This is a genomic window from Tardiphaga sp. GW822-FHT04G09 (assembly GCF_058800725.1).
On sequence record NZ_JBXAMO010000009.1, the window covers coordinates 242,608 to 257,638 of the forward strand.

Below are 15,031 nucleotides of genomic sequence, written 5' to 3' on the forward strand. Positions count from 1 at the left end.
CGGGCCGTAATCGATTTGAAAACGGGAATCATATGACGAAGAAAATTGCTGAACTCGACGAGCTGAAATCCCGCTACGAGACCATGATTGGCTTCACGCCGCCGAAGATCGCCAAGCGACTGGAACTGGGCATGCGCGTCGATCCCGCTCTGGTCACGGCGCTGGAGGACTGGCGGATTGCGGCGTTGACGCCGGATGCGCTGGACCAGAAGACCGTCCAATTGATGTCGTTCGCGATCCTGCTGGTCCAGACGTCCGAAGCTGCTGCCAATCACGCAAAGGCTGCGATCAAGGCCGGCGCCACGCTTGAGGAACTGCACGCAAGCGCCGGAATCGCGGCGCTGTTCCGCGGCGTTGCAGCCTTCAACATGGCCGGCGAAATCCTGGCCGGTCTGTTCCCGGAGACGGGTCAAAAGACCGGCGGCTGATACCGCCGCTGTATCTGCCGATACCGGGATAATTCAGGCGCGTTGTCCCCCGCGTCATCCCGCCACACCCCGCATCCGCCAGATTACAAAAGCTTAATTCCCCTGCCAGCCGGCGGTAAGGTGGAAACCTCCATCTTCAGACCACACAAGGCGCCTTGCCCCCCGCGCCGTTGCTCTGGAGATTTTCTCGATGTCCGACCGCCCCACCGATTTTTCCGAACTGCCGTCCTACAAGGCACCCCGCCGCTCGCTGTTCTCTGCGCGCAAGTTCGCGCTGATGGCGTCAGTCGTTGCCGGCCTTGGTGTCGCCGCTTACGGCCTGTCGCCGTCCAATGGCCCCGTCGACATCTTCACCACCACTGCGCATGCGCAGGTCGACAAGCAGGTGAAGTCGCAGGCTGCGCAGCCGATCGGCTTTGCCGACATCGTCGAGCGCGTGAAGCCCTCGGTCATCTCGGTCAAGGTCAACATGAAAGAGAAGGTCGCATCGAAGGATGACGACAACAACAGCGACTCGCCGTTCCAGCCGGGCTCGCCGATGGAGCGCTTCTTCAAGCGCTTCGGACAGGATGGTCTGCCGCCGGGCATGCGCGGTGGTCCGCGTGGTGGCCGCGGCATCGTCAGCGGTCAAGGCTCTGGCTTCTTCATTTCGGCTGACGGTTTCGCCGTGACCAACAATCATGTGGTCGATGGCGCCGACAAGGTCGAGGTGTCGACCGACGACGGCAAGACCTATCAGGCCAAGGTCATCGGCACCGATCCGCGCACCGATCTGGCGCTGATCAAGGTCGAAGGCCGCACCGACTTCCCGTTCGCCAAGCTTGCCGACGGCAAGCCGCGGATCGGTGACTGGGTGCTGGCAGTCGGCAATCCGTTCGGCCTCGGCGGTACCGTGACCGCCGGCATCGTGTCGGCCTCGGGCCGCGACATCGGCAACGGACCGTATGACGATTTTATCCAGATCGATGCGCCCGTGAACAAGGGCAATTCGGGTGGTCCGGCTTTCGACACCTCCGGTGAGGTGATGGGCGTCAACACCGCGATCTATTCGCCGTCGGGCGGCAGCGTCGGCATCGCGTTCTCGATCCCAGCCTCGACCGTGAAGACAGTGGTGGCGCAGCTCAAGGACAAGGGCTCAGTGTCGCGTGGCTGGATCGGCGTGCAGATTCAGCCGGTGACCCAGGATATCGCCGACAGTCTCGGACTGAAGAAGGCGGAAGGCGCGCTTGTCGCCGAGCCGCAGGCCGATGGTCCGGCAGCCAAGGCCGGCATCAAGTCGGGCGACGTCATCACTGCGGTGAACGGCACGCCGGTGAAGGATGCGCGCGAACTCGCCCGTACCATTGGCGGCTTCGCGCCGGGCAACACGGTGAAGCTCAACGTGCTGCACAAGGGTGAGGACAAGGTTCTGTCCATGACCCTCGGCCAGTTGCCGAACACGGTGGAGGCGAAGGCCGACATCGATGGCGGTGACCGCGGCAACGCAACACGCGGCTCGGATGTTCCACGGCTTGGCCTTACGGTCTCACCTGCCAGCAGCGTCGCCGGCGCCGGCAAGGACGGCGTCATTGTGACCGGCGTCGATCCGAAGAGCGCCGCCGCTGAACGCGGCTTCAAGGAAGGTGACGTCATTCTCGAAGTTGCCGGCAAGAGCGTAACTAGTCCCGGCGATGTGCGTGAGGCGATCGTCGCCGCGCATAACGAAAACAAGAACAGCGTGCTGATCAGGGTTCGCTCGAACGGCTCCTCGAAGTTCGTCGCCGTTCCTCTCGCGAAGGGCTGATCACCGCACATGAACGGAGAGTGTCGCCGGCATAGTCGCCCCCGCTGACGGCTCTTTCCAGGGGGCGAGCCACAAACTCGCTCCCACTGCTTCCTTTCGATGGAAAAAACAGCCCCCTTCCGTCGGAAGGCCAATGGGCGGTGAAGTTTCCCCCAGCTTCACCGCCTATTTTCTATCAGAGCCAAGGGGCATTCCGACACCTTGCATGAGAGCCCAGTGCGCGCCATGGTGACCGAGACCCACAAGATCCACAGCGAATCCGATCCCCAGATGCGTCTGCTCATCATCGAAGACGACCGCGAATCCGCCGACTATCTGGTCAAGGCCTTCCGTGAGGTTGGCCATGTCGCGGATCACGCCAGTGATGGCGAGGAAGGTTTCGCGCTCGCCGAATCCGGCGATTACGACGTGCTGGTGGTCGATCGCATGCTGCCGAAGCGCGACGGCCTTTCAGTGATCGGTGGCCTGCGCGACAAGGGGAACCGGACGCCTGCGCTGATCCTCTCCGCGCTGGGGCAGGTCGATGATCGCATCAAGGGCCTGCGCGCCGGCGGCGACGATTATCTGCCAAAGCCCTATTCATTTGCCGAACTGCTCGCGCGCGTCGAAGTGTTGTCGCGCCGCCAGGGCGGTCCCGCCGAAGAAACCACCTATCGCGTCGGTGATCTCGAACTCGACCGGCTGTCGCATGGCGTAACGCGCGGTGGCCAGGAACTGATCTTGCAGCCCCGCGAATTTCGCCTGCTCGAATATCTCATGAAACATGCCGGGCAGGTGGTCACCCGCACCATGCTCCTGGAAAACGTCTGGGACTATCATTTCGATCCGCAAACCAATGTGATCGATGTTCATATCTCGCGCCTGCGCTCGAAGATCGACAAGGGGTTTGAGCGTCCGCTGCTGCATACCATTCGCGGCGCCGGCTATATGGTCCGGGACGGGATGAAGTGAGCGTAGCGACATGCGGGGATGTCGAGATTTTTGAAACGCCGGTCCCCGGATATCGCTCCGCTCTTCAGGGCTACAGGGACCTATCTTCCAGAGACATTCCGTGACGGCCATCGGTAAACTGTTTCGCACGACGGCCTTTCGGCTGACGCTGGCCTATCTGCTGCTGTTCGCGCTGTTTGCGGCATCGCTGCTCGTCTATTTCGCCTGGAATACCCACCGGCTGATCAACGATCAGATCACCACCACGGTCGATGGCGAAATAACCGAGCTGAGCGACCTGTTTGCGCGGCGCGGCTTGCGCGGCATCGTTTTTGCGATTGAGAACCGGGCCTTGCGGCCTGGCGCCAACCTCTATCTGATCACGACACCGGCAGGCCAATCCATCGCCGGCAACGTCTCCTCGCTGGCGCCGGGCGTGATGGCCACCACGGGCTGGTCGGAAACGGCCTATCGTCGGCTCGACGATCCCGACTCGTCCAACCATCGCGCGCTGGTGAAGGTGACGCAGTTGAGCAGCGGCTTCCGGCTGCTGATCGGCCACGATCTGGAAGAGCGCCGGCGCCTGTTCGACATCGTCGGCGATGCCGCGAAGTGGTCGGTGTTGATCGTCGTCGTCCTCGGGCTCGGCGGCGGCATCTTCGTTGCGAGCCGCGTGCTGCGACGGATCGATGCGATGACCGGCACGACACAGCGAATCATGGCGGGCGATCTCTCCGGCCGTCTGCCGGTCGGACGGAGCGGCGACGAACTCGACCGTCTCGCGGAAAATCTCAATGCCATGCTGGAGCGCATTGAAGCGCTGATGACGGGACTGAAGGAAGTCTCGGACAATATCGCCCATGACCTCAAGACGCCGCTCACGCGGCTCCGCAATCGTGCGGAAGAGGCGCTGGCGCGATCCAGCAACGAGGCCGAATATCGCGCGGCGCTGGAACGGACCATCGAGGAATCCGATGGCCTGATCCGGACCTTCAATGCGCTGCTGATGATCGCCCGGGCCGAGTCGGGTCAGGCGCGCGGCAATATGGACAATTTCGATGCCGCCGAGGTCGCCGAGGGGATCCACGAACTCTATGAACCGCTGGCTGAAGACAGCGACCTTACGCTGACCGTCAAGACCGCGACTGCGCCGCTGCATGGCAATCGCGAGCTGATCAGCCAGGCGCTCGCCAATCTCGTCGAAAACGCCATCAAATATGGCAAACCAGCGATCACGGACGAAAATAACGATGGCGCGGGCGCTGCGGCTGCCAGGGACATCGTGATCGAGGCGCGGCGCGAGGGCGATCAGGTGCTGCTCAGCGTGTCCGATCATGGGCCCGGCATTCCCGAAGCCGACCGGAAACATGCGGTGGAACGCTTCGTGCGGCTGGAAGCAAGCCGTACACTGCCGGGGTCTGGCCTCGGCCTCAGCCTCGCATCTGCCGTGGCCACACTGCATGGCGGCGAATTGCAGCTCGGCGACAACCATCCGGGGCTGCGGGTCACGCTGGCGCTGCCTGCGGCGGCCGCCGAAGGCCTTGCAGGCCAAACGGGGAATGTGCCACAGAAGTCGGCATGACCTCAGCCGCAACAGGCGAGGGCCAGCTCGCGCTGGCCGCGCAATTCGTCAGCGGACCGCAGCTGTTCGCCCCCGCCGATGCCGAACGGCGCTTCGGTGAATGGCTCGTCGATCTCGCTCCGGACGATGCCGCCGCATTTCGTGCGGTTACCGGGCAATTCCCGCATGCTCAGGCGATCCTGCTCGGTATTGCCGAGGCGTCGCCCTATCTGTTTGATCTGATCCGCGCCGATGCGGGACGTGCCTTGCGTCTGCTGCGTTGCGATCCCGAGCGCCATCTTGCCGGCCTGATCGCCGAGACCGCAGCGAATGTCGCTGCCGCCGGGGGCGATCCCGATGTCATGCATCTGCTGCGACGGATGAAATCCGAAGCGGCGCTGTTGATTGCGCTGTGCGACATCGGCGGCGTCTGGCCGGTGATGCGCGTCACGCGGGCACTGACCGATCTTGCCGTATCCTCCGTCCAGACGACGGTGCGCTATCTGCTGCGCCAGGACGCGGCACGCAAGCGCATCCTGCCGCCGGATCCCGAGAATCCGGAGCAGGGCAGCGGCCTGATCGTGCTGGCGATGGGCAAGATGGGCGCTGGCGAGTTGAACTATTCCAGCGACATCGACCTGATCGTTTTCTTCGATCTCGAAGCGCATACGCTGGCCGAGGATATCGAGCCGAATTCATTCTTCGTGCGCATCGCGCAGGGCGTGTCGCGGCTGCTGCAGCAGCGCACCGGCGATGGCTATGTGTTCCGCGTCGATCTACGGCTGCGGCCGGATCCGGCCTCGACGCCGGTAGCCGTCTCGACGGCGTCGGCGCTGCATTACTACGAGCGCGAAGGCCGCACGTGGGAGCGCGCGGCCATGATCAAGGCGCTGCCTTGCGCCGGTGACTTCAAGGCCGGAGAGGCGCTGCTGGCCGAGATCGCGCCTTTCGTCTGGCGCAAGCATCTGGATTTCGCCGCACTGGCCGATGTCCATGACATGAAACGGCAGATGCAGACGTTTCGCGGGCAGAATGAAATCTCCGTCGAGGGCCACAATGTCAAAGTCGGGCGCGGCGGCATTCGTGAGATCGAATTCTTCGCGCAGACCCAGCAGCTGATTGCCGGCGGACGTCATCCCGAATTGCGCGTGCGGCCGACGCTCGAGGCGCTGAATATTCTCGCTGCGAGCAACTGGATCACTTACGAGGCGCGCGACGAACTGACGCTCGCCTATGAATTCCTGCGACGCGTCGAGCATCGGCTGCAGATGATTGCCGACGAGCAGACGCATTCGCTGCCCGATGATGTCGGCGCCATGGAACGCTTTGCGCGCTTCTTCGGCTATGAGAGCCGCGAGGCCTTTGCCCGCGATCTTCTGGTGCACCTCAATTGCGTGCAGGGGCACTACGGTCGCCTGTTTGAAGGGGACCCGATCGACGACGCGCATCTTCCGGCTGTCGACTACAAGGCCGGTGCAACGGACCAGCGGTTGCTCGAACATTTCACCAAGCTGGGTTTTCGCAAGCCGGCCATGGTGGCGGAGACGGTGCAACACTGGATGACCGACGACTATCGGGCCCTTAAATATGAGGGGACGCGGCTGGCATTCATGGAATTCGTGCCAGCGCTGATCGCCGGGCTGGCCGATGCCGAAGAGCCGGATCTCGCAGTTATGGCCTTCGACCGGTTTCTGCAGGCGCTGCAGCGCGGCGGCCGGCTGATCTCGCTCCTCAGCCAGCATCGCGATCTCGTCGCTCTGGTGGCGCTGGTGCTCGGCGCGGCGCCGCGTCTGGGTGACATGCTGGCGCGGCAGCCGCAGATCATGGACGGGCTCATCGATCCGCGGTTCTTCGGCGCCATGCCGGACCAGCGCGAACTCTCGACGCGCCTTGCGGCGACCCTCGAAGACGCCAATTCCTATGAAGAGTTTCTCGATCGTCTCAGATTGTTCGGGCAGGAGAGCCTGTTCCTGATCGGTACGCGCATTCTCTCGGGCACCGTTTCCGCGCAGCAAGCGGGGATTGCCTTCGCCGACGTCGCCGAAGGCATTGCACATACGCTGCACGGGCTGGTGCTGGATCAGTTCGTGGCCCAGCATGGCCGCATCAAGGATCAGCAGACCGCCATCGTCGCCATGGGCAAGCTCGGCAGCCGCGAGATGACCGCCGCCTCCGATCTCGATCTGATCCTGATCTACGACTTCGATCATGACGCGCCGGATTCCGATGGACCACGCCCGCTGCACGGCGCGCAATATTTCGCGCGGCTGACGCAGCGCCTGATCAGCGCGTTCACCACGCGCACCAATTACGGCGTGCTCTATGAGGTCGATATGCGGCTTCGCCCGTCGGGCCGGGCCGGTCCGCTGGCGTCGCGCATCGATTCCTTTGCTGAATATCAGGAGACCGAGGCCTGGACCTGGGAGCACATGGCGCTGACGCGCGCGCGGGTGATTTCGGCGACGCCTGCGTTCCGTGAGAAGATCGAACGGGTCATCCGCGACGTGCTGACGCGTCCGCGTGAAACCACGATCATCGCCAATGACGTTGCCGAGATGCGTCAGGCCATCGCCGAGGAGAAGGGCGAAGACGATATCTGGGACCTGAAACATGCCGCGGGTGGCATGGTCGATATCGAATTCATCGCGCAATATTTGCAGCTGGTGCATGCTGCAGCGAAGCCCGAGATCCTCAGCATCAACACACAACAGGTGCTGGAAAACGCGGCGCGGCTGGGCGTTCTGCCGCCATCCGCCGCCGATGTGCTGCGTCCGGCGGTGAGGCTCTATCACGACCTCACGCAGGTGCTGCGGCTATGCGTGAGCGACAAGTTCAAGCCGGAGACCGCAGGCACGGATCTGTTGCGAATGCTTGCACGCGTGAGCAACGAACCGGACTTCTCCTCGCTGCAGGCACGCGTGCGTGAGACGCAGTCTGACGTGCGTCAGGTGTTCCGCGCCGTGGTCGAAGGTCAGACGTAGCCGTATCTGTCGAACCGCGCGGCGCGGGAGGGGCATTCAGCAGCGTTTTTTGCTGAGCGCTAGGCGGCTTCCGCTACGTGCTGGGGCTTTTGCCTGGTCTCGAGCGGGATGGTGACGCAGACTACCGTGCCGGTGCCGAGCTTGGAGCGCAGCTTCATCGATCCGCCGTGCAGGGTGGTCAGCGACTTCGCGATGGCGAGGCCGAGGCCCGAGCCGTGATAGGTTTTGGTGAGCTGGCTCTCGACCTGTTCGAACGGGCGACCAAGCCGCTTCAGCGAATGCGGGGCGATGCCGATACCGCTATCGGCGATCATCAATGCGACGGAGTCGCGCAGGACACGGCTGCGCACGGTGACACGGCCGCCATCGGGCGTGAACTTCACGGCATTCGAGAGCAGATTGACCAGGATCTGCTTGATGGCGCGGCGGTCCGCCACCACCGGCGCATCAGCCGCGATATCGGCGCTGAGCGTCAGATTCTTGTCGTCCGCGCGCCCGGAGACGACACGCAGTGCTTCGGACAGCGTCTGTCCGAGATCGAGGGGCTCGAGGTCCAGCTTCATGCGACCCGCCTCGATCTTCGACATATCGAGAATGTCATTGATGACTTCGAGCAGGTAGTGACCGCTGGTGAGAATGTCGTGGCAGTATTCGGCATATTTGTCGGAGCCGAGATTGCCGAACATGCCGCTGCCCATGATTTCCGAGAAGCCGATGATGGCATTCAGCGGCGTGCGCAGTTCGTGGCTCATATTGGCCAGGAATTTCGACTTGGTCTGGTTGGCTTCCTCGGCGCGGTTCTTCTCGTCGGAGTATTTCTGCGCGAGGTCGGCGAGTTCGAGCGCCTGTTTCTCCAGCGCGGCCTGGGAGTGCTTGAGATCGATGACGCTGGCGCGAAGGCGCAGATCGTTATCGACGAGCTTCCGCTCGTGCTCCTTGATGCGGGTGATGTCGGTGCCGACGGAGACGTAGCCACCGTCCTTGGTGCGGCGTTCGCTGATATGCAGCCAACTGCCGTCCTCGATCTGTGCTTCGAAGGTCCGGGCGCCAGGCGCCGCGCCGCCGGCTTCCGCCAGACGCGAGTGAACCTCGGGCATGCTGCCGACTTCGAGCACGGTCTCGTAGGACGTCCCGGGTGACACCGCCGAGTCCGGCAGCTTGTGCAGGCGCTGGAAATGCGAGTTGCAGAGCACCAGGCGATCTTCCGCGTCCCACAGCACGAAGGCTTCAGGAATGGTCTCGATGGCGTCGCGCAGCCGGACATCGGCTTCGATAGTCTTCTCGGCCAGGCTCTTCTGTTCGGTGACGTCGATGGCAATGCCGATCAGGTGCTGGCTGCCGTCGTTCTGACCCTGGGCGAGTTCGCAACGCAACTGCAGCCAGATCCAGTGGCCGTTGCTGTGCTGCATGCGGAAGGTCTGGTCGATATGACCGATCTTGAAGGAGATCAACTGATCGGCGATCTCGAACAGATTGATGTCGTCCGGCTGCACCAGCGCATTCACTTCGCCGAAGGTCAGGAGATCGCTGCGGCTATCGAGGCCGAGCATGGTGAACATCGACTGCGACCAGAAGATGCGACCGCGTGACAGATCCCAGTCCCACAAACCGCAGCGGCCGCGATTGAGCGCGGTGTCGATGCGACCACGGACGGCATCGTTGATGGCATCGCCTTCACGGGCGCGGGTCGATTGCCAGTGGAACGCAAAGCCGAGGATCAACACCACGAAGCCGGTTGTGGCCGAGAGCGTGATCGACAGCGCGGAGTCCGACCGCCAGATCGGCTCGCCGTTCTCCTGAATGACGACCACCTGACCCGGCAGCGCCTTGACGATGCGGCGGGTTGTCAATGCGTGGCTGTTGTCGGGCAGCTTGGCATTGATGACGTCGAGGATACGATTGGCATTGCCGGGCGTAAGATCGATTGGCACGCGCGCCAGAATGCTCTGGTCAGCACCGAGCACGATGACGTGGCGGCCGCTGGCGATCCCCCAGGATGGAATCAGGCTGGGCAACAGGCTCTGCAGGCGCTCGACGGCAGCAGGACGGTCCTGGCGAATGGTGCCATTGCGTTCGAGACGCTCGGCGAGCAGATCGGCGAGCGCTGCGAGATCGCGCTTCATCGACGACTGTTTCTGACGGTTCTGATCGACCACCTGCACGAAGGCGCCGAAGAAGATGGTAATGAGAAAAGCGATGATGAGTGTAGGAACCGCCCGGCGAAGCGCCGGCTCTGCGATCAGTAGCCTGTGATAGGCCGGCTTCGCAATCGACTGCGCCAATCCTTTGATCGAATCGGATTGGACGCATGCGTTGTCCGCATGCGCACGCGCCATACTTAGCCCCCTCGGAAGAATCTCGCTCGCGTCGCTCGAAACAACTGCCCCGCCACTTCGAATCGCAAGACCAATAAGAATCCACTTTGCGAGGGCTGTCGAGAGTCAACGAAACGTTAACGTGAATTTATTTGTATCCACCGAAGAGTTTCGTCGTTGTTCGCACTTGTGTGAGTCCGAAACAGGAACGCCGCGCATGAGAATCATGCGCGGCGTTGAAATCGAAGACTCGCAGAGCGCGTGTTACAGCGTCACCACGATCTTGCCGAGATGCTTGTTGGCTTCCATGCGATCGAACGCCGTTCCGATGTCGTCGAATGCGTAGACCTTGTCGATCGGCAGCTTCAGTTGGCCCGCTTCGACGGCGGGCCAGATGTCCGCGCGCACCGCGCTGAAGATGTCGCGAACTTCCTGCATCGACCTCGTGCGGAAAGTCACGCCGATATAGTTGATGCGGCGTGCGGCATGGAGATCGAAATTGAAATCGCCATGCGTGCCGCCGAGCCGGCCGACATTCACAATCCGACCCATCACTTTCGTGGCCTTCAGGTTCTGGTTGGCGACGGGGCCGGAGATCTGATCGATAATGAGATCGACTCCGTTCCCATCGGTGGCGTTGAGCACCTGATCGACCCAGCCGGCATCCTTCGAATCGATGGCGAGGTCCGCGCCGAAGTCCTTCAGCCTGGCGCGGCGTGCGGCGTCGGTGGATGAACCGATCACCGTCTTGGCGCCCTTGAGCCTGGCGATCTGCAGCGCCATCAGGCCGACGCCGGAGCTGGCGCCCTGGATCAACACCGATTGGCCCGGCTGCAGTCCGCCATTCGTCACCAGCGCATTGTGCATCGTGGTGATGGCGACGGGCAGGGTGCAGCCATCCTCGAAACTCATGCTGGCCGGCATGTGGAACAGCCGGCCGTGATCGGTGACGGCAAATTCGGCAAAGGCAGCCCCGCCGGACCCCATCACGCGATCCCCGACCTTGACGCCCTTGGCCTCCGGACCAAGCTCGGCAATCTCGCCCGCCCATTCCATTCCCAGCACCGTGCCGACGCCGCCGGCAGCGCCGTGGGCATGGCCCTTGGTCATGCCGAGGTCGGCGCGGTTGAGGCCGCAGGCCTTCACCCTGACCAGCACCTGCGTGCCGACGGGCGAAGGTTTCGGGGCGTCACTGATCGCAGCGCCATTGGCGCCGTAGACATAGGCTTTCATGGCTCTGCTTTCCGTTCCGTTTATTCAGCGGCCTGGCGCTGGCCGCCACCAAGCATGGTTTCGAGGCGTGCGCGGATAATCGTCTCGGCATCATGCATGATGCGCGAGACGAGCTCCTGGCAACTCGGGATGTCGTGGATCAGGCCCTGGACCTGGCCGGCCGACCAAATGCCGTCCTCGGCATCGCCGTGCGAATAGACCAGCTTGCCGCGGGCGCCGGCGACGAGTTCCTTGATCTGCTCGAAAGTGGCGCCTTCCTTCTCCATGGCGACCACCTGCCGGCTGACCGCATTCTTGGCGACGCGCGAGGTGTTGCGCATGGTGCGGAAGATCAGCTCGGTCTCGCGCTCGTCATTGGCGACGATGCGCTCCTTCACCAGCTGATGGATCGGGCTTTCCTTGGTGCACATGAAGCGGGTGCCCATATTGATGCCCTCGGCCCCTAGCGCCAGCGCAGCCACAAGGCCGCGACCATCGGCGAAACCGCCCGAGGCGATCATCGGGATCTTGATCTTGTCGGCGGCGGCCGGAATCAGGATCAGGCCGGGGGTGTCATCCTCGCCGGGATGTCCGGCGCATTCGAAACCATCGATCGAGATCGCATCGACGCCCATACGCTCGGCAGAGAGGCCGTGACGCACGCTGGTGCATTTGTGGATGACCTTGACGCCATGCTTCTTGAACTCGTCGACGTGCTCCTGCGGCTTGTTGCCGGCGGTCTCCACCACCTTGATGCCGGCCTCGATAATGGCCTGGCGATATTCCGCATAGGGCGGCGGTTTGATGGTCGGCAGGATCGTGAGATTCACGCCGAACGGCTTGTCGGTCATGTCGCGGCAGCGTGCGATTTCCTTGGTGAGGTCTTCCGGCGTCGGCTGGGTCAGTGCGGTGATCAGGCCGAGCGCACCGGCATTGGCCACGGCGGCGACGAGCTCGGCGCGGCCGACCCACTGCATGCCGCCCTGGACGATGGGGTGTTCCACACCCGCGAGCTTGGTGAAGCGCGTCTTGATCATGATTGGTCCTCTGTTCCCTCGCAGGCGCATCGGGTGGGCCCGATGTGGCTTGTTGATCTTTCGGGGGCGGAGGATGCCGTTGCACCGGCGGAATGTCCATCGGACAGCCGGAGGTGCGCCATGCGCATTTGGCGGGGCGGGCGCCTAATTCCTATTGGTGGAATTCGTTATGCAACTCGCCGATACCTGCGATCGCGATGGTCACCGTGTTGACCGGCTCTTTCATCACGCCGACTCCGACGGAGGTGCCGCAACAGATCAGATCGCCCGGCAGCAGGGTCATGTCGTGGGAGATCGCCGATACGAGCCGCTGCGCGCTGAAGATCATGTCCGATATGGGATAGTTCTGCCGCTCTTCACCATTAAGGATGGTGCGGATATGGAGCGTCGCCGGATCGATGCCGGTCGTGATGACGGGACCGAACGGGCCGTAGCCGTCAAAACTCTTGGCGCGCGCCCATTGCGGGAAGGTCGCATCGCGGTTGAGGACATCGGACGCGGTGATATCGTTGAGGCAGGTATAGCCAAAGATGACGGCATCGGCCTGATCCGGCGAGATATTGCTGCAGGTCTTGCCGATGACGATGCCAAGCTCGCCTTCATAGGTGGTCTTGCCCTCGTAGCTAACGGGCTTGCGCACGACCGCGCCGGGCGCCGCCATGCTGGATGGCGATTTCAGGAGATAGAGCGGCTCCTTCGGCTCGGGGACGTTCAACTTCGCGGCGAGGGCGTGAAAGTTATTCCAGAGCGCGATCATCTTCGACGGCGCACAGGGCGCCAGCAGCGCAACATCGGAAAGCTTGAGATACTGGCCGGTCGGCTTGGCCGCGCCAAACATATAGCCGTTGTGCACGGCAATCTCGCCATCGTCCGCGAGTGTGCCGAAACACATATGGTCATGATGGCGGAAGCGAACCCAGTTCGTCATCTTATTGCGTCCTGCACTAATAGAGGCCGGCGACCTTGGCGCGCTGGGCGACCAGTGCCAGCACGGAATCGATGGTCGGCGTCGGGATGCCGGTGAGGCGCCCCATTTCCTGCACCACGGTGACGAGCGGATCGATCTCCATCGGCCGCCCGCGCTCCAGGTCCTGCAGCATCGATGTCTTGTGCGCGCCGACCTTGCGCGCGCCGTCGATGCGGCGCTCGACATCGACGCGAAAACCGATGCCAAAACTCTCGGCGATGGACTGCGCTTCCAGCATCATCGCTTTTGACAGCGCGCGTGTCGCCGGATCGGTGCAGATCACGTCCAGTGTCGCATGGGTGAGGGCGCTGATCGGATTGAAGCAGACATTGCCCCAGAGTTTCAGCCAGATCTCGTCACGAATGCGATCGAGGACGGGTGCCCTCAAACCCGCCTTTTCGAACATGGCCGCCAATCGTTCGACGTCGGCGGTGCGCTCGCCCGATGGCTCGCCGAGCGGAAACTTGTCGCCATAGACATGCCGGATCACGCCGGGCGCTTCGATCTCGGTAGCGGGATAGACGATGCAGCCGATCGCACGCGCGGCGCCGATTTCTTCCCACTGCCGCCCGCCGGGATCAACGCTTTCCAGCGCCGTGCCTTCGAACTGATTGCCGTGCCTGTGGAAGTACCAGTAGGGAATGCCGTTCACGGCGGTGACGATGCGCGTCTTCGGACCTAATAGCGGCCGCATCTGTTCGATCACACCGGTGATCGAATGGGCCTTCAGGCAGATGATGACGTAGTCCTGCTCGCCGAGCTCGGCGGGATCGTCGGTGCAGGGGATATGTACGACGCGCTCTTCACCCGAGATCAGCAGCTTCAGCCCATGCGCGCGCATGGCGGCCAGATGCGCGCCGCGCGCGACAAGGCTGACATCGGCGCCAGCCAGCGCGAGCTGAACCCCGAGATAGCCACCAATGGCGCCAGCGCCGTAGATGCAGATCTTCATGAGATGTCACCAAGGCAATGAGCACGGACAAGGCAAAAGAACTGGCATCACGGACCGCTGGCGGTCCGTGTCGATATCGTCATGAAACGCGAAGTGAGTTTGAGGCTAGACCTCAGGCCACCGCGGCATGTGCTTGCGGTGCATCCTCATGGTCGAGAGCCCTGCTGATGTCGCGGATGCTGATCACGCCGATCAGCGTGTAATCGTCGATGACCGGAACGTGGCGAATGTGATGGCCGTTCATCAGGTGTCGCACATGTTCGAGCGTGTCGGTCGAACGGCAGGAGATCAGCTCCTGCACGGAGATCATATCCGAGACCTTGCGATTGACGCCGGCAGCGCCGTGATCGGCGATTGCGCGAACCACGTCGCGTTCGGAGAACATGCCAACCGCGGTGTTGCCTTCGGTGCGGCATACGTCCTTCACGACGAGGGCGCTGATATTGCCCGTCCTGAGCAACTGCGCCGCGACGGCGACAGTCTCGTTCATGCGGACAGTGGCGATGCGGGTGCTCTTCCTACGCAGGATATCTCCGACTTGCATGGCAATAACCTCCCTTGGCTGATCGGCTGAGGATCGATCTTGTAAGCGCAAGATTGGTATACTGTATGCCAGTTGTCAACGCAGAAACGGTGATATAAGGGCCCGCCGATCAATAAAGAAAGTCAGTATTTCTGACGTTTATCGCGTTCCTTCTGATCTCGTGTCTTGCGCCGGCGGTATTCTCACTCGGACGTCTGGCATGCCAGGCGTGGCACGAAAAAGGGGCGCACTCTCATGCGCCCCTCAGACCACTGACAAACCCCGTCGATTTTCGGCGGGGTTTTTCTTTGCAGCTTGTTTTATCAGGCTTGGCCGATTGTT

General features: G+C 62.5%; 11 protein-coding genes. 5 read left to right on the forward strand and 6 right to left on the reverse strand.

Annotated features, from left to right (window positions below):
• The first annotated feature begins 32 nt into the window (after positions 1-32).
• From AC1RLZ_RS17980 to AC1RLZ_RS18000, 5 genes are all read left to right on the forward strand, one after another.
• Positions 33-428, forward strand: coding sequence for a carboxymuconolactone decarboxylase family protein (locus AC1RLZ_RS17980; protein WP_231080980.1), 396 nt, complete (start codon positions 33-35; stop codon positions 426-428).
• A gap of 190 nt (positions 429-618) precedes the next feature.
• Positions 619-2,211 carry a Do family serine endopeptidase gene (locus AC1RLZ_RS17985; RefSeq protein WP_493189717.1) on the forward strand — a complete coding sequence of 531 codons (1,593 nt, stop codon included), beginning with the start codon at positions 619-621 and terminating at the stop codon, positions 2,209-2,211.
• Positions 2,212-2,481: 270 nt separating this feature from the next.
• Complete coding sequence (locus tag AC1RLZ_RS17990; protein ID WP_149530879.1) at positions 2,482-3,162, forward strand: response regulator transcription factor; 681 nt, start codon at positions 2,482-2,484, stop codon at positions 3,160-3,162.
• A gap of 100 nt (positions 3,163-3,262) precedes the next feature.
• Positions 3,263-4,723: a sensor histidine kinase gene (locus AC1RLZ_RS17995; protein WP_493189718.1), complete on the forward strand. Its 1,461-nt coding sequence runs from the start codon at positions 3,263-3,265 to the stop codon at positions 4,721-4,723.
• Complete coding sequence (locus tag AC1RLZ_RS18000; RefSeq protein ID WP_493189719.1) at positions 4,720-7,683, forward strand: bifunctional [glutamine synthetase] adenylyltransferase/[glutamine synthetase]-adenylyl-L-tyrosine phosphorylase; 2,964 nt, start codon at positions 4,720-4,722, stop codon at positions 7,681-7,683. Before AC1RLZ_RS17995 ends, AC1RLZ_RS18000 begins: the two co-directional genes overlap by 4 nt.
• 59 nt (positions 7,684-7,742) lie before the next feature.
• Here the strand turns inward: AC1RLZ_RS18000 and AC1RLZ_RS18005 are convergent, their stop codons facing one another.
• The 6 genes from AC1RLZ_RS18005 to AC1RLZ_RS18030 form a co-directional block, all read right to left on the reverse strand.
• Positions 7,743-10,019, reverse strand: a complete 2,277-nt coding sequence (locus tag AC1RLZ_RS18005) for a PAS domain-containing sensor histidine kinase (RefSeq protein ID WP_493189720.1) — start codon at positions 10,017-10,019, stop codon at positions 7,743-7,745.
• Positions 10,020-10,262: 243 nt separating this feature from the next.
• The gene (locus AC1RLZ_RS18010; RefSeq protein WP_493189721.1) at positions 10,263-11,231 is read right to left on the reverse strand and encodes a zinc-binding dehydrogenase; all 969 of its coding nucleotides are present in this window, start codon (positions 11,229-11,231) and stop codon (positions 10,263-10,265) included.
• Positions 11,232-11,251: 20 nt separating this feature from the next.
• Positions 11,252-12,247, reverse strand: a complete 996-nt coding sequence (locus AC1RLZ_RS18015; RefSeq protein WP_493189722.1) for an NAD(P)H-dependent flavin oxidoreductase — start codon at positions 12,245-12,247, stop codon at positions 11,252-11,254.
• Positions 12,248-12,398: 151 nt separating this feature from the next.
• Positions 12,399-13,175 carry a fumarylacetoacetate hydrolase family protein gene (locus AC1RLZ_RS18020; protein ID WP_493189723.1) on the reverse strand — a complete coding sequence of 259 codons (777 nt, stop codon included), beginning with the start codon at positions 13,173-13,175 and terminating at the stop codon, positions 12,399-12,401.
• Between the two features lie 16 nt (positions 13,176-13,191).
• A complete protein-coding gene (locus AC1RLZ_RS18025) occupies positions 13,192-14,166 on the reverse strand; it encodes a 2-dehydropantoate 2-reductase (protein WP_493189724.1) in 975 nt (324 codons plus the stop codon).
• Between the two features lie 112 nt (positions 14,167-14,278).
• Positions 14,279-14,710, reverse strand: coding sequence for a CBS domain-containing protein (locus tag AC1RLZ_RS18030; RefSeq protein WP_493189725.1), 432 nt, complete (start codon positions 14,708-14,710; stop codon positions 14,279-14,281).
• Positions 14,711-15,031 lie beyond the last annotated feature (321 nt).